This is a genomic window from Blautia sp. 1033sp1_1033st1_G9_1033SCRN_220408, from assembly GCF_040929965.1.
GTDB classification, from domain to species: Bacteria; Bacillota; Clostridia; order Lachnospirales; family Lachnospiraceae; genus Blautia_A; species Blautia_A ammoniilytica.
On sequence record NZ_JBFKZO010000027.1, the window covers coordinates 14,472 to 38,675 of the forward strand.

Sequence of the window (24,204 nt, forward strand, 5' to 3'; positions counted from 1 at the left end):
GGATATTATGTATACCGCGCTGCCAGTGCAAAAGATAAATTCAGCAGAGTAAAAACAATCACTTCTGGTAGGACGTTAAAATATGTGGACAGCAAAGTGAAAAAAAGTAAGACATATTATTATAAAGTTGTGCCATATGGAAAAAATGGAAAGAAAATTGTGAAATGTGGTACAAGCGCTGCGAAAAAAATAAAAGTAAAATAAATTAGGAATGTACTTGCAAATGACAGCCTATCCTGTATTCTGACACAGGATGGGCTGTTTTTTGCTGTAATTCTGACAATATGTATCAACCTTAAATGCTCCACCCTTCCGGCATCATCTGCCTCAGGCAGGCGTCAGAATTCATGCCTGCTGCCGTTAGTTCTGCCATACGCATGGATGCTCTGCTGACCCTTTTGTAATTCTGACTCCTAGGAGTCAGGGTACTCAGTTTGTGTGCCGAGCATGGCACTAATCTTGCTGGTGCAAGTCCAGTTACGGGTATTTACCGCCAAGTGTAGCAAACCACAAGTCGGTATCAGTAACGGTATGGATGGAGGAAATGGTGTAGCAAAGTTCTTGAGCCTACGAACAGAAACTTGATCAGGCGATTAGGTGGGTGAGATTGCAAATCAAATCGAAGCCCAAATGGTGAACGTAAACCGAAATTGTAAATCAAGAGGTTGTGGAACGAAAGATTAGTGTCTTACCTCGGGAGACCCTACTCACATATCGAAAGATATGGTCGAAAAAGGTTTGGAGAGGGAGTCAGATGATGTCATAGTAGGCGTAAAAGCTGAAGGACTGAAACGATTTATAGTACGAATCGTTATATTTAAAATAATACATGAGCCAGAAATCAAATGGACAGGAAAAGCAGGAACGTAACTAAGGAATACTGTTTATATCTAGAGGGGTGTTATGTATGAATCTTAGGATTTTAATGAGATTGGAAAAATTGGGATAGATCTGTCATCAGGGCAAAGGGCATGGATGAATATATCAGCGGTTACGCCATGGTCCCTGGATTGTTTTTTACATTACTTGGGAGCACTTTGGGAGGTCTTGTCTTTTTTCTGCTGATGGCTGCCATTGCTTTTGTATGCTTTATCCTTCTGGTACACATTATCGTATCCTGGGTGCTAATTAAAAAGGGAAAAATGCGGACCGATGCAACGCTAAAAATGATCCTGTTAACTATTGGGTTGGTTTTTTCGGTATTTTTTATGAGGAATGTATTTTTAACCATTTTAGCAACGGTTCCTTTGTTTGTCTCTATGATAGAATACCGTTGTGAGAAAAAAGAAACGGAGGAAAAAATGTGAGAAAACAGAAGAGAAGGATGCTGATCCTGCTGCCAGTATTTTTACTGGTATTGCTGACAGGATGCGGGAAGCTGGGTTCCATTGTGAATGATATCCATGGATCCCTGATCGGAAACAACTATACGGTGTATACCTACGACAATTATGGAAACCAGACGTTGAAGACGTCCGGAAAGAAAATCAGTATTACCGGGAATAAAATAGAGACTACCAGTCATGACAGCGACGGAAGGACAGTAACCGGGTATGACCTGTCCTCCGTCATTACAATCACAATTGACGGAAAAGAAATCGAAAGCTGCGGAGACACCTGAGTTTTTGTACAGAAAGGCCTAGACCCGGAAGTGGATTTTTCTTTGGATGAAATTATTAGCAGCGGAAGTGGAATTACCGGAAACGCAGCTATTGCTAGGGTGCTGAATAAGTACAAGAATGATTTTGGAAAATCCAGGGTAGTAGTCATCAAATCCCAGCTCGGACAGCCGATAGCGGCTTTTTCTGGAAATGATGTTTATTGGGAAATCCCAGATGATCTGCCGAAGATGACCAAGCTGATGGTAGACGGAAAAGCACTGTACATACACAGGGCAAATTACCAGATCATTGACAAAGATCTGCTTTAAGGAAAAAATATAGGTAAAGTAAAAAGAAAATGAGACCTCAGCTGCCATGATGGTGGACTCTGGAAAATGATGGCTGCTGGTTCTGTAAAAACAGAAATAATTGCGACGGATATTAACTACAGGTTGAATTGCATTTTCTTGCAAAATCAGTTATTATATTTACAGATCAAAAAAACAAACAATAATCAGAAAGGAGAATCATATCATGAGACAGATGAGTTATTTATTTTCAAGCGAATATCGATATTTTGAATCATCAAGTTTTTCAAAAAAATTTGGTTTTATTCGTCATGGGAAAATAAATAACACTGGGCAAAATGGATAGTTTCTCTCAAAAGAAAATCTTTCAGCCGTCTGTTGTGTTTTTCATGACAGGCGGCATTTTTTGTGCCCGTGGCGGAACTGGAAGACGCACCGGATTTAAGCTCCGGTTCATTATGAGTGTGGGTTCAAGTCCCACCGGGCATATTAAGGAGGATTTTCATGGTTACGATCGATATGGATAAGACGGGAAAAAAGATAAAAGAGATAAGGAAAAAATCTGGAATGACGATAAAACAGGTTCAGGATGCCTGTGGGATATCTGCTGCCGCAGTCTGTAAATGGCAGAATGGACAAGCAATGCCAACACTAGATAATCTTATCATCCTGTCTGACCTTTGGAATGTAAAGATGGATGACCTGATCGTAAGACAGGTTTCCTGACATAAAGGGACGGTAGCTCAGATGGTAGAGCGATGGACTGAAGATCCATGCGCCGCAGGTTCGATCCCTGCCTGTCCCATTAACGGTAGGTATGCAAATGGTGAAGCAAGCGGTCTGTAAAACCGTGACAAGAGAAACGTTGTGGGTCCGAATCCCACCCTGCCGATTATGACGGATTGGTTTAATAGGCTATGACATTGCCCTTTCAAGGCAATAATGAGGGTTCAAGCCCCTCATCCGCCGTTATGCTCCTGTTGTCTAATGGATAAGGCACACGGCTACGGACCGTGTTCTTGCAGGTTCGAATCCTGTCGGGAGTGTTTGTTCCCCAAGTTGGGGCAGATTTGTGAAGCGTTGGCAGAGTGGCCGATTGCACCGGATTGCTAATCCGGAGATCTCAAAGGATCTGGAGGTTCGAATCCTCCACGCTTCGTTTTTTTGCTGCAGTCGCTCAGCTGGTGGAGCCGTAGTCCTGAAAACTACCAGCCCGAAAGGGTATGCAGGTTCGAATCCTGTCTGCAGCGCTGTTACTGCCTGAAAAGGCGGATTTTTTTGTTTTTCTCATTACACCTTGAATTGCCATTTTCATGCTGACTGTTTTCAGACGCACGTCACGTCCTTCATTCAAGATCTTCCTCGCACCAGTATGTGCCTGGAGAAGAAAATGATGCAAAGCTCCTATGTAGTGGAACGGTTATCTCTGAGTATGAGATCAACATGGATACTGGGACTGTAACGCAAATTGGATGATAGGAAAGAGAGATATTTTCTGATTTGCCTCTTTTTTCTAATCTCTGGCTGAAACAAGATTTTTGTGGTATACTTTTATCTGAAACGAACTTGGAGGGATAGGTGATGTCAGAAAAATGTCCGGTTATTGCAGTTACAGGATTACAGAAATACAAAGATGACATGGAAATGATACAGGAAAAACTGACAAAGCAGTATGTGCATTGTTATTCCAATTGGTTTCTACGGTAAAGAACCTCTTTCTTTGAGGATGGATAAAATTGACATTGCAGAAGAATTGTTTGTCATTAACTCTGAATGGATAGTGAAAAAATCCACTTGGGTAGACATCTGCTACGCATGTCTAACTGGAAAAGATGTTAATTCATTGGAGTTTTTAACATATCGGAAAATACAAGATAAAGGAAAAAATTTCAGGTAGCAGGCAGAAGAGCTGGCACAAAAACAGTTGGAAATGATTTGGAATAATGAATGTCCAGATAAAAGAAATATCATTTCATTTTCCTATAAAGGCTATACCATCTATGATCCATGGATCCGAGAAGAGCTTCAGGAAGCCCCTTTTTCCTGGAGAATTCATGAAGATCCAAAAGCTGGTGTAAATCCATTCGACTATTACGGAAAGAGGGCTGCTGCCAAATTCATTGTTGGTATAGTAGAGAAAAATCAATGAGTACAAAAGGAGAGCTTGTAGGAATATCATGATCTATATTAAACGTATTGAGGAAATCTGCACGTCGGACTACGATGAAATCTGGTGGATTGTCCGTTCTCCGGATTGCATTCCAAAGAAAGAAAAACTGGTTCAGTCCCTTGCTCCATCCAAAGAATTGTTCCAGAGATACAGGAACGCTTTCCATGCTGGACAGTTTAATTCCATATTTTTTCAGAATGAATATGTTCCCCAATTTATAACGGAATTATTAAAAAGTGAAAAGGCGAAAGATGATTTGAACTATCTTTGTCAAGAGGGCAGCAGAAGAAACATTGTTTTAGGATGCTACTGCGAGAACGAAAAACTTTGTCATAGGAGTATCGTTGCAGGAATTCTGATTGGAATGGGAGCAAAGATCAAGACTGATCCGGGATACCGGAAATATTATGATCTATTCCAGGAATATTCTTAGGACTCCTATGTGAAAAACAGGCACCTCCACAAGGGGTGCCTGAAAATGTAATGCATTTTTTGGTGAGGGAAGTACCGCATCCTGTGGATGAAATTAATCCCAGGAATAAGAAGTGGCTTCTTCAAAGATATATTTGTCATCTTTTGAAGTGTTGCCCCGGCGAATCATTTCACCTTTTAACTGGTCTGCAATTTTCTTTCCAGCCCAGAAGCCTTCTTCATAATAAGCATCTTTTGCAGCTCTTCCAGCCGTTCTAATGTCGTCATGCGTCATTTTTGCCATAATATTTTCCTCCTAAAATACTGTTTACTATATGCTAGAAATTAGTCATCCCATGAATAAGAAGTTGACTCCTGAAAAGCATATTTATCATCGCTAGACGTATTTCCATTGCGGACCATTTCACCTTTTAACTGGTCTGCAATTTCACGTCCAGTCCAGTAGCCATCTTCATAGTAAGCATCATGTGCAGCTTTTCCTGCCGTTCTGATTTCTTCCTCTGTTAATCTTGCCATAATGTTTTCCTCCTTCATAGAAATTTACTTGAATTACTGGATTATCCATGCTATGTCTGGTGTCTTATACCAGTTGACTATATTTAAGCTGCTCCGTCTGTATATTACTTTACTTTCGCCTCCTTTCCCTTTCTGGTTCCATATTAAACCATAAAGGAGAGAAAAACCATGTCCGTATACTACGAAAAAGGCACTTGACAATATGAGAGTAAAATTCAGAGGAAATATACAATCATTACTATGTAATGCAAAAGCTGATCTGTACATATAGTAATTAGGTTGTATCTTGCTTTCAGGACATCAATACAGAAATGGAAAAGAAACAGAAGTATCAACTGCCAATTTAGTCCAAAGCAAATATAGAACGGCAGGCAGTACAGCACACAATGTACAAACATGTGATACCAGTTTTTTTCTTTTGATTCAGCAATGTATAGAGTCTGAAAGAAATAATCTCCAAGCAAATGGCAGAAGAGAAGTTGTACAATTTTATTCATCAAAAATTTACCCCTTTCTATCAAATTAAGTAGAATACCACGCCCATAGGATCCCCCCGCATGAGCGTGGGTGAATGCCAGCGGCGCAGATCCCTGCGTTTATTTTTGTCCCTGTTTCCGAATGTACTGTTCCACCCTGTCCCTGGTCGTACCTCCCACCGTGGAGGCAAAATAGCTGTCCGTCCAGAATCTGGACTTCCGGCCCGGTGTCAAACAGGATGTGGACATGGTCCAGTTCCCCGTTCAGTTCCTTTAAGGTATATCCCCTCTCATCCAGGATGTCTCGGATGATCCCATATACCAGTTCCTTCACTTTTCCCTGAAGGACCGGCTTCCGGTACTTTGTCACCAGCACCACATGGTAGGTCAGCAGAAAACAGGAATGTCGGTTCACGTAATACCCGGTATCTTTTTTCGTATACATAGGCGTCCTCCTTTACAGTCATATACTTATATGATATAATCATACTATACAAGTATACTTATTTCAAAGAGGACAGTCATATGTACAGGGTGTCGAAAACGCTTATATCAAAGAGACGTTATCCGGAACTCCATGCATACTTTAACGGTTATGCGTTGCTCGCACGTAACCTTTATAACGCTGCCCTTTTCCGTCTCCGCCAGAACTTTACCATGAAAGGGAAAGAACACCTCTCAGCCAACGAGCAGCAGGTGCTGGATGAGATCCAGCTGACCATGAAAGTAAAGAAACTCGGGAAACCCGGACGGTACCTGTCTTACTCCTTTCTGGAGAAGATGGTGCGTGCTACCGGGAACCCGGATTTCTTTTTGCCGGGCTCCCGATGCAGTCCGCACAGGAAGTCTTAAAAACAGCCGTCCGTTCCATGAAGAGCTGGAAAAAGGCATGCCAGGGATACCAGTCTGACCCTTCGGCATACCTTGGGAAGCCGAAGATGCCAAAGTATAAGAAACCGGGTATCCCGGTCTCCCTTACTTATACGAACCAGGACTGTGTCGTCTACCACCGTGTGGACGGTACTTCCTACCTGAAGCTTCCGAAAACATCCCTTACCGTGGAAGTCCGGAACATGCCTGACGGTATCCTGAAAGAAGTAAAAGCAGTCCCTTACCATGGGGACTTCATTGTCATCTGTAACTTTGCATGTCCGGACGCTTCTGCACCGGATGCCCCGCATGCCTGCGGGATCGACCTTGGCGTGGATAACACCGCAGCCCTCGTAAGCAGCAACGGATACTGTCTGCTGTACAAAGGCGGTGCTGTCAAAGCCGGGAACCAGTGGTACAACAAACAGATGGTAGCCTTACGTTCCACTGCCATGAAGGGACATTCCCCGGAAGAAGCTACAAAGCTGGGACTGCTCCATACGAAACAGATGGATACACTGGCACGGAAGCGGGACCTGTTCCTGAAAGATTACCTGCACAAGGTATCTGCAGACATTGTCCGTTTCTGCCTGGACTATCAGATCGGCACCATTGTCATCGGTGTCAACAAAAACTGGAAACAGGGCTGTAACATCGGCCATGTCAACAACCAGAACTTTGTCCAGATCCCCCTTGCCACCCTACGGTCCATGATCCGCTGCAAGGCGGAGCAGGAAGGGCTCGCAGTACTGGAGCAGGAGAAATCCTTTACCTCAAAGGCAGACCTGACTGCAATGGATGCGATCCCTGTATATAAGAAAGACCATCCACAGTACCGGTTTTCCGGAAAACGGACTTCCAGGGGACTGTACCGCACCCATGACGGACAGGTCATAAGTGCAGACCTGAACGGGGCCGGGAACATCTTAAGGAAAGCATTCCCGGACATCTTCAAAGGGACGGATTTTGCCTTTTTACAGGACATCCTTGTACGGAACTACAGGGACTTAAACAAACGTATTCCCGTCAAAGGGATAGGAGCCGCGTGAACCGGCTTGTACTGGCGAACCTGTCCAAAGGGCAGGGGAACTGTACGGATACCACCTCCATTTCTTCAAAAATGTGGGTGGTAGTTCATTGCTATCTTTAGATGAAAATGAAACAGTAAAGGCAATAGGAGAGAAAGAATGCCGTATTTATGTGGTTTGCGATGTTTCGCAAACACCTAAATAATAAGGATTTGAAAGGAGAAATCATCATGAAGAGAAAAATTTTTTTACTGTTGGCATTGATTTTTACATTAGTATTTTCAACAAATGTTTTTGGAGCTTCTTATTATTCCTATAATAATTTGAGATTAAATTATGGCAAGTCCAGCAGCAGTTTTTATGGTGCTGGTAAAAATGGGTATAAGTGGGTAAATGTAACCTCTGTCCGAGGATCAAAAATAAAGTACCGCTATGCAAAATTTTCATACAGTGAAGAAGTAGGCCATCACATTATTAAACCATATGGAAAAACGTACACGGCGACACTGACCAGCAATACAAAATATTATAAAAGTGCACCCTGGTCACGCTTAAGTAACATGAGAGCATACCGTTACAGCTATCACAGTAAAGCGTTCAAAAATCTTAAGATATTGATGAAAGGTAACAAGAGGACCACTTTTGGTACCTATTATTCCAATACATCCTTTTATATAAAAGTATCAAAAGGAAAAGTCAAGACAGTGATTTCGCCGGTTGTGTTTGCAATATAATTTTATTCAGAAGCTCATCATTAATGTTTCTCTTTAAAAGAGGGTTCTTTGTTTCCAGGGAGGAGACCAGCTATGAAAAAAATAGGAAAACATATTTTTGGCTGTTTCGTTTCAATTTTAATAATGTCAGTCTTTTGGTTACATCCTGTCTATGCAGACAATACCGTAGCGCAGCTTACTCTTCACGCTTATGGGAAAAGCACTATTACAGGATCTTCAGCAGGTGGTGATTTTGGGCATACATTTTTGAGCATAAAAAATAAAACTAACTCAACATTGAACTTTTTGGATTATCCAATCCCGGCAAAAGAAATGATCACAGTATCAATTTGGCGAGAAGGCATAACTTCGATTGGAAGCGGAGGAATTTATATAAATTTGGAAATGACATTATGTAAAAATGTAGATAACGCTTCCATTTCAATTGATATTACACAGCAGCAATTAGATCTTATTGCTAAGAACAGCCCAAAAGAAAGTTATTATAAGCACGATTTAAGCCATGCAATTTGGCATAATTGCACGACCTATTCAACCAAGATGTGGAACTTAGTAGCTCCAAAAAAATATAAAGTAACAGACGGTATACTTGGAGCAGATGCTCCTAAGTGGGTTGCTGAAAAAATAAATAAAATGTCTGGTCACCAGAACGGATCTTTTATTGTCAAGAGAAATATAGATAGTGGTGATGTTTTTCATGTGACAAAAAATAAAGAGTTAGTACCAGTAGGATTTAAGGTCCCAAATTTATATAATTCAAAGGTTTCAAAGAATTCTGTTTCTTTAAATTGGAGTTCCAGTAAAAAATGGTTATTAAATGAACAAACCAATATTACAGGATATGAGGTAAAGTACTCCCTTTCTGATGGTTCTCAAACAAAAACTAAGACTTTTTCATCGGAGGGAGGTACGATATCTGGTTTAAAATATGGAAAACGGTACAAATGTCAGGTTCGTGCACTTTATAAAAAAGGAAATTATAATCTTTGTAGTAAGTACAGTAATACTGTTTCTTTTACGACCAGCAAAGCACCGAAAGCATCTATAAAATTAAATAAAGCTAAATTCACAATTTATAAAGGAAAAACAGCAACCCTCAAAGCTACGGTTACAGGTGCTTCCACAAAAGTAAAATGGAAATCCAGTAATTCCTCCATTGCTGTTGTAAACAGTAAGGGAAAAATTACTGCAAAAAAAGCCGGAACATGTAAGATTACAGCTACAGCAAATGGTAAAAAAGCTACATGTACCGTTACTGTAAAAAATAAATCGAAAAAATATATAGATATTGAAAAAGTATCAAATATGACGGCTCCCAAAGCAGCAGCTGTGCTTGGTTTAAACAGACGAATTTCAAATACACATGATGTATTTTATACAAAAAACGGAAGAACTGGAGATGGATCATCTTATATATGGTGTTCTCAGATAGACATTACAGAAAAAGGTATGTGGACTTTCTATGCCATGGATAAATCAATTTCTCTATATGGTGCTAAAGTGGGAATGAGTAAAAATGCTGTACACAGTACGCTTTTGAAAAGAGGCTGGCAGAAGAGTTCTGATAGTATTAATAATGTCATGCATACAGGTATCCTTGGATATGATAAAGGTGTATACCATCTTGTAGTCACTATAAGAAACAACAAAGTTTTGCGGATGAGTTATTATAATACAGATCATGCATGGTGATGAAAAAAGAAAAATATCAACAGAGAAACGCCTGGAGCAAATGACCGGTAGCCAGCCTTAGTCATGAACCCCGAGCGACTTCGTCGGTCTGGGGCTTGGAGGGCTGGCGCCTGAAAAGCCCTAAGACGGAGGCAGCAAAGAGGTTCTGAGCAGAGCAGTGACGCATTGATTGCATTCAGGTGACTCCAAGCCTGAAGCTCCGGATATAGATGCGCCGGATGCTGAAATCCGGACAGGCGGTGCCGGTCACAAACGTGCCGTTCACCATCCGGCTGACTTATGTTCCGCAGACGCAGGCCTGCCAGCTGTTAACTGCAGGGTTTGACCTGGGCAGGACCAATATCGGCATCTCCGCTGTCCGCCAGGACGGCAGGTGCCTGTACCTGGCACGCTGTGAGACGAGGAACCGGGAAATCCCAAAGCTGATGGCAAAACAGAAACAGCACTGCCAGGCTTCCAGGAGAGGGGAACGCCTCGTCAGGAAGCACCTGGCAAAGAAGCTGGGGACCACCATGGACGGGATCCTGGGACGCATCCTTCCAGGGGCGACCGTGTTCCATGAAGGGAAACAGTACATCTTAAGCGGCAGGCTGTCAGGAGGAGCATCATTCCGTATGCTCGGATGCGGGGAAAAGAACTTTACTGCATCCAGGTGCACGGTTGTACAGAAAAACAGAGGTCTGGTATATGTGAACTAGCCCTCCGTAAACTGGCACTTATATCCCGCAGACGACTGTGTCGGCTGGGGTTTTACGCGTTATTTCGATAATTCTGATATGATTTTTTATCAGTGTAATGAAAGGAGCCTTATTTATGAGTATAAGAGAAACCGTCTGTCCTTTTGAAAATGCAGGGATTGGCAGAAGTCTTCAGTAAAAACACACAAAAAAAATCAGTCCATTGTAGAAAAAATAGAGCTTTGGCATCAATGCATCGAGAGGCCGCCGGAAGAATCCGGCGGCTTTTTGTGATTAAAAATCCTTATCGCAGAAAAACCTTATGAAAATCAGCTATATTATGCCAAAAATGACATATTAAAAGAAAAGCTTTTTGTATGATAAGGAGAATTCTATGTTTGAAGAACTGAACACTGAACAGATGAAAGCTGTACAGACAATCGAAGGTCCTGTTCGTATCATAGCAGGAGCCGGTACCGGGAAAACCAAAACGTTAGTAAGCAGAGTTGCAAATATGATGCAGAGAGGGATATCTTCTTATAATATCATGCTCCTCACTTTTACAAATAAGGCAGCAGGAGAAATGAAGCTGAGGGTTCAGAAATATATTGGAAGCGAAAAGACAAAAAACTTCACGGCCTGTACATTCCATTCATTCTGTAACCGTTTTCTGAAGAGATATGCAGACCTTGCTGGTTTTACCAGCTCTTTTACGATACTGGACAGTGGTGATTGCCTGGATATCATTTCTGAACTGTCTGGGGAGATAAAGGGGAAGCTGAAAAAGAATTTATTTGATGTAAAGAGCTTTCCAAAAGACAGGGAGATCCTGGCCGTCAACGGCTCTGCAATCAATGATGTACGTCCGTTATGGAATACTATCTGTAGTGCGGATTGTGTCAATGGCTTTACGAATGAGGTATATGAGATCTTACAGAGATATGCGGAGTACAAAGCTAAATATAATATGATGGATTATGATGATCTTCTTTACTTTACAGTGCGTATTCTCAAAGAAAATGAAAATATCAGGAAGAGGCTGGATGAAAAATACCAGTATATCATGGTGGATGAATATCAGGATACCAACATCATTCAGGATGAATTTCTGAAGCTGATAACAAGGGATTACCGTAATATTGCAGTAGTAGGAGATGATAACCAGTCTATTTACCGGTTCCGTGGAGCCCATATTGAAAATATCCTGGACTTTAAGGAACGGTATCCGGACTGCAAGGATATTGTGCTCGTACAGAATTACCGCAGTACACAGGAGATACTGGATCTCAGCAACCGGGTTATGGACCATGCAGAGGAGGGGATTCAAAAAGAACTGGTTGGGCAAAAACATGGAAAGAGACCTGATTTTATTATAGCAGGAAACCAGGGTGAAGAGGCCCGAAAGATCATTTCTTATATAGATGGATATCATAAAAAAGGTGTCCGCTATAAAGATATGGCCGTTATCATCCGGTATGGAAGAAGTTCTTATATTCTGGAAGCGGAACTTAACAAGCAGCGCATATCTTATAAAAAATTTGGAGGGATCAAGTTCGTGGAAAAGGAACATATCCGTAATATACTCTCTTATCTGCGGGCAGGAACTTCTGACAAGGATATGATCGCATGGACGCGTATCCTGAAACTGATTGCGGGAATTGGACCAAAGGCAGCGAAAGACATTGCCCTGGATGTTGCTGAGAATGGAGTACAGGCATTAAACGGGATGCTGTATATGGGTAAGCCGTATTACAATGCATTATATATTCTTTATGATATTTTTGCGGAAATCAGGTTTATGCCTCCCAAAAAACAGATCAAATACCTGATGGAGAATTATTACTACGGATTGATGGAAAATGGAATCAGCTCCAGCCGGAAAAAAGACAGGGATAAGATTGATGCTCTGGAGAAGCTGGAAAAAAGCAAAGAAGACATGAGCCTTCTGATGGAGATGGCGGAAGTCTACATCAGTACGGATGAATTTCTGGAAGATATCGTGCTCAATGCAGCAGATCCTGAAAAAGAAACGGATTCGGTAAATATCACAACGATCCATTCTGCAAAAGGACTGGAATACGATGTAGTGTTCCTGATGGACCCGATACAGGGGTTGTTCCCGCGTACTTATGATGGAAGTGAACCTGATAACAGGGAAGACCTTAGATGCTTATATGTTGCGATTACCAGGGCAAAAGAAAGGTTTCATATCTTCCTTTCGGAATTCTACACGGGGAATCAAGGAAGCAGAGAGTTGTCCATGCATCTTGATCATCCGGATGTCCTGGCTGTCTGTGACTGCCCGAAGGAACTGGGATATTTTTCTGATCATGTGAAGACTCCGAGAAAAAATTGTTTTTTATAAGAGGTAAGGCTACCGGCAAACCGGTGGTCTTTTCTTATCCTCTTTTGCTGGAAATGACATATTAAAGGTGAAGCAAAATTAATGATAACTGGAGAATAAAAATGGTGGATGTGCAGAAGTTTTATTTCATCCAGAGTTTTCAGATTTGACTAAATCTGCTGTTAATGGGGCGGCAAACAGATATAAGGTAAGATCTGAAAAGAAGCGGACCGGAACCTGGACGGAAGAAGATATCTATTAAAAAAATGAAAAATAAAAATGTCAAATTATTCGCAGAAATGCTGGCCGCAGTATCCCTATCCGCCGCAGCACCGGTTATGGCAGAGGATTCCAGTGACTATATCCTGCTTCTTCCAAAAACAGAAGGCATTACTTATGAAATGGATCAGGACCATGTAGCAGACCAGTATTCCAATGACCAGTATACCGTACTCCTTTATAAGGAAGGGGATTCGGTAGAAGTTACTGTCAGCGGAGCGGATGATTTCGTAATTAAAGATGCCATGGGTACCGACGATGCGGATTATGCAGTAACCTAAACAGATGGAAAAGTTTCCTCTACTATGCCGGCAGAAGATTTAAGCCTAAGTGTAACCGGCGTTTCCGAAGAGGCAGCCAGTGCAGTTAAGGAAGAAGCACAGACAGAAAAGGAAACAGAAATTCAGACAGAAGCGGAAACATAGAAGCCACGGACAGCATTGCTTCCATAGAAGATATTAAGGTGGTTGCAGCAAAAGCAAGCGTGAAAGAACTGTCAGAAGAGAATACCAGCGGTACAGCCGTCCTGGAGCAGGGTACAAGAGTACATGTGCTGGACGAAAAAGACGGATGGAGCCGCATCCAGTATGTAAAAGAAGATAAAACCCTTCAGGCAGCCAGCAGGCACCTGTGTATGGGCAGGAAGCCGGGACACAGCAGATACCAGCTGGTGCTTATAGCGGACAGCCTGGTTGCCAGGGACAGAATTACCCGAATCCGGCTCCATAGAGCCAGTCTTATGGAACAACAGCTGCAAACCAGGTGGCAAATAACAGGACAGAAAACCCTTATGCACCAGCAGCCCCGGGAGTGCCTTCTTATAGTACAGCTCCTGGCTATGGACAGGCTCCTTCCGCGCCTGGAGCACCGTCTTACGGCGGACCGGCAGGGGAAGAATGCGGCAGTCCTACAGGCGGGTATTTCGTTCCAGGCGGAACTGCCCATTCCGGACAGGGTTATATCAAAGATCCAAATTATGAGAAAGGGTCCATGAATATTCCAGATAGAATTGCTAAAGAACTTCCATTTAATTAGAAAAAAAAGGAGTGCCACCAGGACAATGGTTCTCCTTCTTTTTGCAATATTCAGTTATAAATTTCTAGATTAGTGGAGGGATCTCCATCCGCTCCAGATGTTCAGGAAACTGAAAAACAGCCCTGTACCTACCATCCAGCCCATCTGCGGTACCTCCTTTCCAATTATTGTGTAGATTTTAATGGAGGGATCTCCATCCACTCCAGATGTTCAGGAAGCTGAAAAACAATCCTGTGCCTACCATCCAACCCATCTGTGGTACCTCCTTTCTATTTTTTTCTGTTTCTAATATCAGGATACAACAATTCATAATTTTTTCTAGTGACCGCCTATTCCGAAGCGGCTTTTTCATGCTTGCTTCTCCAAAATTCCGTTCATCTTTATCTGAAATACATATTAGTCTGAATTATTCACAGTTGTGCCATGAAAGTGGCTGAATGTCACATAGTTACTGTATTTTAACTGAATACTGCTTTTCACTTATCAAGTGAATGAAAAAAAGAGCATCCATTTGTGGTAAATCGGCACATTTTCCCAGCCAAATCGCTGGCTTGATGGAGCGGTAGTATACAATACAGATGCAGAACTGAATATCCTTTGAGTACAGTGAACATACCCACCGCCTGCGCTAATGCTTAGAGACGAGGGGGATTCTCCGCGGCCAGGATAAATTTTTGGAAACAGGCAGGATCGAAATAGTATACCCTGCCTGTTTATTACTATCTCGAAAAATATATCAGCAACCCTATAACGGCCAGACTAATCAGCATACATACAAAATACTGTTTCATGGACGGCTGCTCTTCATTTTCCTTTAAAATCAATTCTAATATTTTCTTTACCATATCGAAACTCCTTATTTGTTTTGTTAAATCACATTTAAACACTTGGCAAATTTTATATAAATCCCAGGTTTCACAACAAACGGTCATTGCAAAAGGGTACTTTTCTGCTATAATTTTCTATAGTTAATATGTGGAGTTTAAGGAGGAATATGGCATGGTTACAAAAGAACCCTGTAAGTATTATGAGGCGTTTACTATTCAGAAAAAAATAGCCGTCAGAAAACCGTCTGTCCCGGACAGACTTAATACCACAACTCAAAACGCCAATGCTGGACTGGAGAAGTGCTTTTATCCAGAAGAGTTCCGTAAAGAAGTTTTATCCAGCTGCTGGGAAACTTCCCAAAGATGGAAAAAAGCCTTTGAAGATATAACTGATAATAATCTTGATGCTCCGCAGAAAACCATTATGAAGGGAATTATATCTGATATTTTTACTATTCCAGATCCGAAAAAACGGAAAACTTTTGTGGACCGGGAACTGGGCACAAATCGGTTTACTATGGATGCAAAAAGAGGCTCTACAAGAGAAAAAACAGTTTATGAACTGTATTTTCAGGACAAAACAATAGAAGAGTTTGAGCTAAAGAAAAAAACTCTAGGCATTATAGGAAATGGTTATCCAGGCGTTGGCGCCTTTACCCGCTCAACTGTTAACCGCTGGTATAATGGAACGCTTCCGAATGACAGAAACAAGGTAATAAGATTGGCATTCTGGGCTAAATGCACGATCGAAGAAACAAATAAACTGCTGGAAAGTGCAGGAATGCATAAATTGTATCTGAAAAGCACTGGTGGTAATAACCTCACCAATGCCAAAAACTCCCTGCAGGACCTGGTTTATATTTTTTTGCTGAAACACGAAAATTATTCATTCGCCAAATCCCAGGAAATCACGGATGAACTGGACCAGCTTTTGAAAAAAGTTAAAAGAGAAGAGATTGCCGGCACTGGCAGGGAAAAAACCAAAACTTTGCTGGACGAATTAATGAAACTCAAAGAGTGTGATGATAATTTTGTTTCTAATGATTTTATTTCTTATTTCAATAAGCACCTTTCGGATCTTCTTTCTTCTTACCGTACCCTGTATGGATCTGTAGTTGATGGATTTATAAAAAAATATGATGCCTGCCGGGGAAATACCGACGACCAACTGCAAAATTCCATCAGTACATTAACTTCCTGCCGGCTTAAATGCCCTCAAATGGCAGAATTGAAAAAAGAAAGTGAGAGAAACAATGAAAGCAACGAATGGCGTGAAAGCCTGATAAATACATTATACGCTGCTTATTTTGCAAAATCAGATGTTCTCAATAATAACGAAGATACAGATAATGTAAAAAAGAAGAAAAAAAAGAAAAACGAAGAAAAAAAGGAAGAAAAAGTAATAGCTATGGAGCGGGTTTTCAGCCGTAATGACGTCATTATCTTAGGACTTATCCTGAATAAAAGTATGAAAGAAATAAACGACAGCTTCCTTGCTTCAGCACAGGAACCTCCTTTATATGGCCGGAATTTTATAGAAAATGTAATTCGAAAAGCCACCAGTGACCCGGCCTGTAAAGTATGCGCGGATGTTATTGCCAGCAGATTCACCAGTGAGTACCAGGATTACTATGACATAACAAAAGAGGAATTTACAGCAGCATTGAACTCCCTTATGTTTTTCTACGACAACCGTAAACAAAAGGATGACACCGGCAACAATCCTCCTGGATACAAATATGAAAATCAACTTCTTTGGTTTGTTGATATAATAAATGCGCTGAGATCATTAGAAAAATATGAATGGATTAAATCTATCTCCATAGTAAAAGAAATCTACCCTTCAAAAGCTTACGATATTCTCTTCTTTAAGCATTTGACCGAAATAGAAGGGAAAAACTTGGAAGAAAAGCTTGCAGACATTCACGGACCGGTTATAACTCCTAAACCGGATCCTGAAACAAAAGGACGGCAGAATTTGTTTGTAATCCATGTCCTCGGAAAAGAGAAAGCGGAAAAGGCAGAAAAAAACAATGCTAAGAAAAAGGGAAAAAAAGCTGATGAAAAAAAAGAAACAAACATCCGTAAAACAACCATATATCTGAAAAAACTTAAGGTTGTACGTCCAGCTGCTTATCATCTCTCTAAAAAGCTGCTTGCCTGGTATCCGGAAAAAGTAATGTTTGATTTCCTGGTATATAAAACTTCTGTTAATTTGAAAAAAGAAAAATACCGCAAGTATCTGCTGCCAGAAGAACGCCTGCGTTTTGTGAAAGGAGACAAAATACAATATGAGTTACCTTTACATTTATGATGGAATATCCTTTTCTTATCATGCATATTCCGAGTTTAAAGAAGGGGAGAATTATGTCCTTGGAAAATGGAGTCCTGAGTATCAGCCAGATATCTGCGTTGGCCCTGAATTCCAGAATATGAGTGCACACCAGGGGAAAATTACTGCTTATTATAATAACCTATATTATTCAGAGGAACTGAATGAACTGCCTGCCCAGTTTAATAACCATAATATTTCAGAGGAAACTTTTCCTATCAGCTTAACTGGAAATATAGTAAATGTGTTCTCTTTCATGCAGAGAAATGAAAACAACCCAGATGAGGTCTTTCCGGCGGCATTCATGTTTTCTTATCCTGAAGCTTATAAATGGGAGCCTTACAATATGGAAGAAGCATTTCATGATAAATACAACTGTTTCCAAAACGGGGATTTCAAAGATTGGGAATGTTACAACCAATTAAAAATCTGCAGCAATATTTTAGAGTCTGACCTGATCCTGGAAAATGTTCCTTACGATTTTCTCACTTTTTACCTTATCAAAGGGGAAAAAAATTACCGTCTGTGTGTTTCGGAAGAAGCCCAGGAAAAATTCTGCCTGGTTAATGACGACAACGAAATAGTTCCTTTTGAAAGCAATTCAGCGTTAAAACCAGACAGGACATACCGGTTTATTTATGATGACAAATACCTATTTATTTTTGGAGGACAAATTTTTCTATATGCCAGATTATAAAATTTCTTTTTCCGCTTCCGGTGAGACGCAAAAGGGCACCGGACGTGAAACTAATGAGGATAATTTCCTGATAGGTTCCTATTATAAAAAAAACTGCCGGGCAGTAAATGATACTTTTTGCTTTACAGCCCCTAACAGATGCCGGTACAGCCTGTTTGCAGTGTTTGACGGGATGGGTGGCGGTCCCTATGGAGAATACGCTTCCCTTTGCGCAGCAGAAGAATTCTACAACGTACATATGAAATTAAATGATATGCTTTCACCGAAACAGGTATCCTGTATGGTTTCTGATGCATTTCAAACAGCCAATAACAGAATTATACGAAGCTCTTATAATATGCTTGGTACAACTGCAGTGGTCTGCGTCCTGGACCGACAGGGTGAAAAAATAAAGTTTCTCTGGTCCGGTGATTCCAGGGGATATTTATACCGGGATCATCTTCTTTTTCAGATAACAGAAGACCAGTCCAAAGCTGCCCTGTGTGTAAAAAAAGGCATTTATTCCAAAACAGATCCGCAATACAAAGCAGACCAGAATAAATTAACCGGTTTTGTTGGGATGGATGCATACGGTTACTCTTTTCATCCGCTAGAAACTGCATGGCTTCCATTAAAACAGGAGGATATGATATTTTTAATGACAGACGGGATTTCTTCTATATGCAATAATAACGAAATACAGTCTATTGTACGTGGCTGTGTAGATGACGCTATTGTTACCTCACTCATCTGTACTGCCCGCAGATCCGGTTCCCAGGATGATCTTTCGGCGGTACAAGTGAAACTATATTCGAACAAACACGAGGAATAATAATATGTTAGATAGAACAGTAAACTACAGTTATTCATTAAATGACTTTGATGATGATGAAAAAGCAGCCATACTGGAATCCAAACAGGAAGCTGTGAAAAATTTTTCCAATCAGGATACGATCACAGAAATTGGAACCGGATCCGGCGGAAAAACAATCGTTTATAAAACAGGCGATCATGCAGTAAAGCTATTCTGCGGTATAACTAAAAAATGCGGTAGTGAAAACCTGGATGATGAAATGGCTGCCCTGCATAAAATGGCCTCCACCAGATTTGATATCTGTATGAATTTTTTCCGAGAAATAGGAAACGATGCAATATTAAGGAGCGTAAACAGTATCCAGAGCGCGGATTCTGGCAGCCACCCGGTCAATCTTATCTTTTTTACTGCAAAATCTGACATCCTGCCATGGAAATGCAGCCGTTTCAACCGGGTTGGGGTAGACTATGCATTTCAGATGCCACTCGTAAAATGCCTGGCGAATGAACTGTCTACTTATAAATTACAAAACCAGGGACTTCAGAAAAAACAGCCTGAAGACCTTGCAACAATCCTTGCCATCGGTATCGATCTTTGCGATGCTCTCATTGTGATGCATAAGAACAACATTATCCATCAAGATATCAAACCTCAAAACATTTTCCTGGATCATAATAATTACTGCCTTGGTGATTTGGGAATCGCAAGGGAAGAAGATAACCGTCAGTATTTCCGGGAAGGAACACCCGCTTACTGGTCCCCGGAACAGGAAAATGGAAAAAATGTTGATCACCGCTGCGATATTTATTCATTAGGTCTGGTTCTTTATGAATTAGCAGATACCAAGCCGATGAGCAGCCATTATGAAGAAAGAATACGCACAGATAAAAAACTTCCAACACTGAAAACGGCTGTTCCGGAAGGACTAAAAATGATTCTACAGAATGCGTGCGAATATGAGCCATCGCTGCGTTACCAGAACGCAGAAGCTTTCAAAAGTGATCTATGCCAGCTGAAAAAAAATACCGACTATCAGCCTAGATCCACCAGAGACACCTATAAACCCAGGAATCCTTTGTCACAGTCTTTTAGACCAGATATTCCTCTGCCACCACGCAGTTTCCACGGCGGAGCAGGTAGTTTTCACAATCAGCAGAGGACAAGTCGCATTTTTCAGCCAGAAACTGTATGGTATGCTGGAAAACTCTGGTACGAAGAAAGCCGTAAGACTGGAAGCAGGTTTGCGGAACTGAAAATTGATGAGAAGATTATGCCATTATCTTCCCATTCTTCCCATATGACAGATTTTCCAATCCGCGTTTCAGAAGGCACAGACGATGCCTCAAAACCAAAACGTCTATCCGATGTTCTGAAGGATACGGAAAATCTCCACAATATGTACCTGATCGGAGAAGGCGGAATTGGAAAGACAACTGCTTTAAATTCTATTATGCAAGATGAATATAAAAACAAAGGCTCATATACAGTAAAAAATGGAAAGACCGTTATTCCTCTGTTCATTGAATTGTCCAAAGCACCTATAGATTATTGTAATGCCTATTATGCTTCCCATTCAACCTTTATCCAGAGATATCTCTATATGTTGCTTGCGTCTGTTCAAAAGCAGCAGCTTCTTTCGGAAAGTCCAAAAGAAATGGCACAGATTATGGATAAACAGGACACTTCCATTACGGATAACATTGACATGCTTCTGAACATGGATGAAGATCATACGCAGTACCTTTTACTGCTGGACGGATTAAACGAGGTTTCTAAAAAACAGCTTTCTACAAAAGAAAAAGATTTTCTTGGCTCCCCGTCAGAACTCATTGTAGAAGAAATAAAAGAGCTGCTGGAAAAACATAAGAATATTACGGTCATTATCACCAGCCGGGCGGATGAAACTTTGAGTGATCTGGATGATTCCTTTGAACGCCTTTATTTAACCGGTGTCAGCGACGAAGTTATCAAAGAATATTTGTACAGCTGCAAGATTTCCTCCGAACAGGTCAGTGAAAACAGCCGGCTTATGAAAACGTTAAAGATCCCGCTTTTCCTGAAGCTTTATGGAGAACTGTATAACACGGCAGACATTTCTACCCCTGGTGAGATTCTTTACGCATTTTTCAGCGAACGCAGTACTATGTATACTGCCCGCAACCGGATTGCAGAAATCAAGCAGGACCATCAAAAGGCAGGAGATGGGTATGGTTCCAATTCCCTTGATGAAAAAATGCAGTGGTTTATTCTGGATTTCCTGCTGCCGGAACTTGGATGGTATATGGAGAAAAACGATCTGTATGCAATTGATCTTCCAACCTTCCAGCAGGTCATTGATGCTGTCCTGAAAGGAGATAACGAAACTGATGTCTGCGGCATTTATGGAAGAAAATACTTTAAGGAATATCTGAAGGGTGAGGACCCAGATCCAAATACACAAACCTATGCCAGACAGCTGCTTGCTTTAAAGGGACCTTTGGGTGAAAATTACGCATCCGTAATTGCCAAATACTGTGTATATTCGTTAGGTATTTTATATGCCAATAACCAAAGCTACAGCTTCATTCATCAGCATATCAGGGACTTTTTCGCTGCGATGAAAATCATTACTGATATGAAAATGGCTTTATATATTGCCAAAAACAATTCAAATAATATTTTTGTTACACTTAGGTCTATAGATAAGGATATTTTGGAAAATAATGTAATTCAATATATTGGCGAAGTTTTACATGAACATACAAACAATTTAGGAGATAACGACATAAAACAAAATTGTTCCTTGCTTAAAAATATTTTAAATTTATACAAAAATATTTTCTTCAGTAACTATTCAGAAGAATATGGAGTATGGAACTTAATAAGAATTTTTTTTGAATCCCATGGTTCTTTGGCTGGAATGGATTTCTCTTATTTTGATTTAAGAAATTGTTCTTTAAATGGTATGAATTTGTCTAATTGTGATTTTACTGGAAGTGCAATAAGTCATGATACATTATTTGAAACGGTTCATATTGGCGGAATACAAGTTATGGCTTTTTCTCTGAATGGGCTTCTTCTTTATACCGGAGGACAGGATGGAGCTCTCAAAATATGGCATGTCAAGACGTCAAAATGTTTGAAGACAATAAAGAAATATCATAATTCTATTACTAATATTTCTTTGAATGAAAATTACCTTGCAGTATCTACTGGTAAATTAACAGAAATAATTGATATTAATACGTATGAGGTTCTCAGACAATATCATTCGTTAAATGCAATATTTTCGCCTTCCGGAAATGTTTTAGCCGTTTTTTATAAGCGAAAAAAAATCCAAATAATAAGTGCAAATTCTTTTGAAATACTGGGCTGTCTTGGACATGCATATAATCCATTCATATCAAATTGTAATACAATTTCTTTTTCTCCAGACAGTAAATATATAGCATATGTTACCTCTAAGTATTATAATATTTTTTCAAAAAAAAGTATTGAAATTTGGAATGTTAACACTTTTACGAAAGTACTTTCTATTTGTGACGAAGACGATCCGTATGAAAGAATAAGTGGTATTTCTTTTAGTCCTGATGGGACTTCTCTTGCAGTTACACTATATGGGTCTTTTGTAAAATTGTATATACTGTCTTTAGAAAATAGACTATACGATTCCATATGGAAAGCTCCATTAAAAAGAGAGTATAATACTAATAATAATGAACTAAACCAGGTGGCTATGTTTGTAAAGTACTTGTTTATTAACTGCTTTGTTGTTGGGGATAGAAATGGAGGTGTACATGTTTATAACCTAGATTATATTTCAAACCCTTTTTCAAAATCATTTCATTTTTATAAAAAGGATCACATGTCTGCGATATCCTGCATTTCCGTATACTCAAAAGAAAACCAGTTATATTTAGCTACAAGTGACACCAGCGGTTATATAAAAATACGCAATATAAACCAAAAAGAATTTATTTACGATTTGCAGCACAGCAGTGATAAGAGAATTCTTTGTTCTTATTATATTAGTTCAACACATGAAATCCTTATGTGTAGTAACAAGGAAGTTCTTATTTTTGATTTTAAATCAGGTATATTATCCAATAATATATCTATTTCGGACATTGTACATGTTTCTTATGAAGATAATTGTAAATTATTGGCTATTGCTCACTTAAACAATATTTTAGATATTTATCATTATAATAAAGGTTTAGATTTTATAAACAAAATAATTATTCCTTGCAAAAAAATTGAAAATTTACATTTTGTGGAAAATGGAAGTTTTTTGATTATCGAAGCTGATGATAAATGTTTTTATAAATATGATACCTATTACAGAACATTGAAAAAGCTTAGCTTTTCGTCTCCTCAAATATGGGTCGAACCTATAATAACATCATTATCTGGTAACACAATAATATATTCTACATATCCTCATAATAAAATAATCGGAATGTATGATGTAATTAATGAAACTGAACTTCCTAAAGTAAAAATTAATTTAGAAAAAACAAAGTATTCTGAAATTGAAGAAAATCGCACAGCAGCTCTTTCTGGAAATGCGGTATGTATTTCATCCAAAAATTCAAATTACCTTGCATTAACAGGTGGACAAGTATATAAATTGAACAAAAACACACAAGAGTATAATTTATTTAGTTTGACAAATGGATATTCTGCTGCTAGATTATTCTTAAGTGATGATGCTGAGTTTTTGGCTGTTGTATCAAATGATGCATTTCCTACTATTAGAATATATGATAATCAAACGCAGAAACATTTATTTAACATTTATAATATTCCTGATATAGATAAAATTCACTTACCTATATCATTACGACAAATATTAAATTATCATTTATATAATAAATACCAGGGATTTCATAGATTCCAAATAACAGTATATTATCTTATTGATGACAGTGAGAACTTCTTAAGGTCAATAAAACAGCGCCTGCAATTTGCTATTTACAAAAAATATAATGGACATCAAAACAAATATATTTCATCCGTAACATTTGTGCCGTTTCAAGAAATTTTTATCACTACATCGTATGATGGAACAATAAAATTATGGAAATTGTCAAAGAATTCATTTGTTAAAGCACCAAAACCTTTAACATGCTTTAAAACCATAAACTATATTTCTGGATTAAAAATAAAAAATTCCAGAGTTCAGAAATTGAACCAATTATCAGACTTGGATCCAGAAGACATAAGTAATTTGAAAACTTATGGCGCAAAAACAGACGAAATATAGCAATAGCATGTGAACATACCCACCGCCTACGCTAATGCTTAGAAGCGGGGGCTTCAGCCTCACGGCTTTCTTTTCCTGCCTAACCGGGTGACCTTTTCAGGGATGGCTGCGACCATCCGCCCCGTAGATGTACAGGCTACCCCCGGCG

General features: G+C 39.8%; 20 protein-coding genes, 7 tRNA genes and 2 pseudogenes. 25 read left to right on the forward strand and 4 right to left on the reverse strand.

Annotation, left to right across the window (positions count from 1 at the left end; all coding sequences use genetic code 11):
* The first annotated feature begins 971 nt into the window (after positions 1 to 971).
* The 13 genes and pseudogenes from AB5916_RS15410 to AB5916_RS15470 all read left to right on the forward strand — a co-directional run bounded on the left by AB5916_RS15410 (position 972) and on the right by AB5916_RS15470 (position 4,512).
* Entirely contained in the window at positions 972 to 1,307 is a 336-nt protein-coding gene (locus tag AB5916_RS15410; RefSeq protein ID WP_368191665.1) for a hypothetical protein, read from the forward strand.
* Between the two features lie 17 nt (positions 1,308 to 1,324).
* Positions 1,325 to 1,930: pseudogene (locus AB5916_RS15415) on the forward strand (DUF5052 family protein).
* A gap of 387 nt (positions 1,931 to 2,317) precedes the next feature.
* Positions 2,318 to 2,398 (forward strand) — tRNA-Leu (locus AB5916_RS15420).
* Between the two features lie 15 nt (positions 2,399 to 2,413).
* Positions 2,414 to 2,635, forward strand: coding sequence for a helix-turn-helix domain-containing protein (locus tag AB5916_RS15425; RefSeq protein WP_368191666.1), 222 nt, complete (start codon positions 2,414 to 2,416; stop codon positions 2,633 to 2,635).
* Between the two features lie 6 nt (positions 2,636 to 2,641).
* Positions 2,642 to 2,714: transfer RNA gene (locus tag AB5916_RS15430), tRNA-Phe, on the forward strand.
* Positions 2,715 to 2,718: 4 nt separating this feature from the next.
* A tRNA-Tyr gene (locus AB5916_RS15435) sits at positions 2,719 to 2,801 on the forward strand.
* A gap of 4 nt (positions 2,802 to 2,805) precedes the next feature.
* Positions 2,806 to 2,878, forward strand: a tRNA-Glu gene (locus tag AB5916_RS15440).
* 4 nt (positions 2,879 to 2,882) lie between these two features.
* Positions 2,883 to 2,955: transfer RNA gene (locus AB5916_RS15445), tRNA-Arg, on the forward strand.
* Positions 2,956 to 2,983: 28 nt separating this feature from the next.
* Positions 2,984 to 3,068: transfer RNA gene (locus AB5916_RS15450), tRNA-Ser, on the forward strand.
* 7 nt (positions 3,069 to 3,075) lie between these two features.
* Positions 3,076 to 3,159, forward strand: a tRNA-Ser gene (locus tag AB5916_RS15455).
* A 331-nt stretch (positions 3,160 to 3,490) separates the two neighbouring features.
* A complete protein-coding gene (locus tag AB5916_RS15460; protein WP_368191667.1) occupies positions 3,491 to 3,616 on the forward strand; it encodes a hypothetical protein in 126 nt (41 codons plus the stop codon).
* Positions 3,617 to 3,839: 223 nt separating this feature from the next.
* Entirely contained in the window at positions 3,840 to 4,058 is a 219-nt protein-coding gene (locus AB5916_RS15465) for a hypothetical protein (protein WP_368191668.1), read from the forward strand.
* 28 nt (positions 4,059 to 4,086) lie between these two features.
* Positions 4,087 to 4,512, forward strand: a complete 426-nt coding sequence (locus AB5916_RS15470; RefSeq protein ID WP_368191669.1) for a DUF488 domain-containing protein — start codon at positions 4,087 to 4,089, stop codon at positions 4,510 to 4,512.
* A gap of 93 nt (positions 4,513 to 4,605) precedes the next feature.
* Here the strand turns inward: AB5916_RS15470 and AB5916_RS15475 are convergent, their stop codons facing one another.
* The 4 genes and pseudogenes from AB5916_RS15475 to tnpA all read right to left on the reverse strand — a co-directional run bounded on the left by AB5916_RS15475 (position 4,606) and on the right by tnpA (position 5,948).
* Positions 4,606 to 4,794: a hypothetical protein gene (locus tag AB5916_RS15475; RefSeq protein WP_368191670.1), complete on the reverse strand. Its 189-nt coding sequence runs from the start codon at positions 4,792 to 4,794 to the stop codon at positions 4,606 to 4,608.
* A gap of 41 nt (positions 4,795 to 4,835) precedes the next feature.
* Complete coding sequence (locus tag AB5916_RS15480) at positions 4,836 to 5,027, reverse strand: hypothetical protein (RefSeq protein ID WP_368191671.1); 192 nt, start codon at positions 5,025 to 5,027, stop codon at positions 4,836 to 4,838.
* Between the two features lie 215 nt (positions 5,028 to 5,242).
* On the reverse strand, positions 5,243 to 5,524 hold the full coding sequence (locus AB5916_RS15485) for a DUF3307 domain-containing protein (RefSeq protein ID WP_368191673.1): 282 nt from the start codon (positions 5,522 to 5,524) through the stop codon (positions 5,243 to 5,245).
* Positions 5,525 to 5,623: 99 nt separating this feature from the next.
* A pseudogene (gene tnpA, locus AB5916_RS15490) lies at positions 5,624 to 5,948 on the reverse strand (IS200/IS605 family transposase).
* Between the two features lie 80 nt (positions 5,949 to 6,028).
* Between tnpA and AB5916_RS15495 the strand changes: the two are divergent.
* The 12 genes from AB5916_RS15495 to AB5916_RS15550 all read left to right on the forward strand — a co-directional run bounded on the left by AB5916_RS15495 (position 6,029) and on the right by AB5916_RS15550 (position 24,056).
* Entirely contained in the window at positions 6,029 to 6,355 is a 327-nt protein-coding gene (locus AB5916_RS15495; RefSeq protein ID WP_368191675.1) for a hypothetical protein, read from the forward strand.
* Between the two features lie 17 nt (positions 6,356 to 6,372).
* Entirely contained in the window at positions 6,373 to 7,422 is a 1,050-nt protein-coding gene (locus AB5916_RS15500) for an RNA-guided endonuclease TnpB family protein (RefSeq protein ID WP_368191677.1), read from the forward strand.
* Between the two features lie 209 nt (positions 7,423 to 7,631).
* Positions 7,632 to 8,135, forward strand: coding sequence for a hypothetical protein (locus AB5916_RS15505; protein ID WP_368191679.1), 504 nt, complete (start codon positions 7,632 to 7,634; stop codon positions 8,133 to 8,135).
* A 72-nt stretch (positions 8,136 to 8,207) separates the two neighbouring features.
* Positions 8,208 to 9,827 (forward strand): Ig domain-containing protein, encoded by a 1,620-nt coding sequence (locus AB5916_RS15510; RefSeq protein ID WP_368191681.1) that lies wholly within the window; start codon positions 8,208 to 8,210, stop codon positions 9,825 to 9,827.
* 218 nt (positions 9,828 to 10,045) lie between these two features.
* A complete protein-coding gene (locus AB5916_RS15515) occupies positions 10,046 to 10,525 on the forward strand; it encodes an RRXRR domain-containing protein (protein ID WP_368191683.1) in 480 nt (159 codons plus the stop codon).
* 373 nt (positions 10,526 to 10,898) lie between these two features.
* A complete protein-coding gene (locus tag AB5916_RS15520) occupies positions 10,899 to 12,869 on the forward strand; it encodes an ATP-dependent helicase (RefSeq protein ID WP_368191685.1) in 1,971 nt (656 codons plus the stop codon).
* A 245-nt stretch (positions 12,870 to 13,114) separates the two neighbouring features.
* Positions 13,115 to 13,408, forward strand: a complete 294-nt coding sequence (locus AB5916_RS15525) for a hypothetical protein (protein WP_368191687.1) — start codon at positions 13,115 to 13,117, stop codon at positions 13,406 to 13,408.
* A gap of 182 nt (positions 13,409 to 13,590) precedes the next feature.
* The gene (locus AB5916_RS15530; protein ID WP_368191688.1) at positions 13,591 to 14,121 is read left to right on the forward strand and encodes a hypothetical protein; all 531 of its coding nucleotides are present in this window, start codon (positions 13,591 to 13,593) and stop codon (positions 14,119 to 14,121) included.
* 1,385 nt (positions 14,122 to 15,506) lie between these two features.
* Complete coding sequence (locus tag AB5916_RS15535) at positions 15,507 to 17,303, forward strand: DUF1617 family protein (RefSeq protein WP_368191690.1); 1,797 nt, start codon at positions 15,507 to 15,509, stop codon at positions 17,301 to 17,303.
* Entirely contained in the window at positions 17,281 to 18,018 is a 738-nt protein-coding gene (locus AB5916_RS15540; RefSeq protein ID WP_368191692.1) for a hypothetical protein, read from the forward strand. The genes AB5916_RS15535 and AB5916_RS15540 overlap by 23 nt, the downstream gene beginning before the upstream one ends.
* The gene (locus tag AB5916_RS15545; RefSeq protein ID WP_368191693.1) at positions 18,005 to 18,829 is read left to right on the forward strand and encodes a PP2C family serine/threonine-protein phosphatase; all 825 of its coding nucleotides are present in this window, start codon (positions 18,005 to 18,007) and stop codon (positions 18,827 to 18,829) included. The genes AB5916_RS15540 and AB5916_RS15545 overlap by 14 nt, the downstream gene beginning before the upstream one ends.
* Positions 18,830 to 18,833: 4 nt before the next feature.
* Entirely contained in the window at positions 18,834 to 24,056 is a 5,223-nt protein-coding gene (locus AB5916_RS15550; RefSeq protein ID WP_368191695.1) for a protein kinase, read from the forward strand.
* Positions 24,057 to 24,204: the final 148 nt, after the last annotated feature.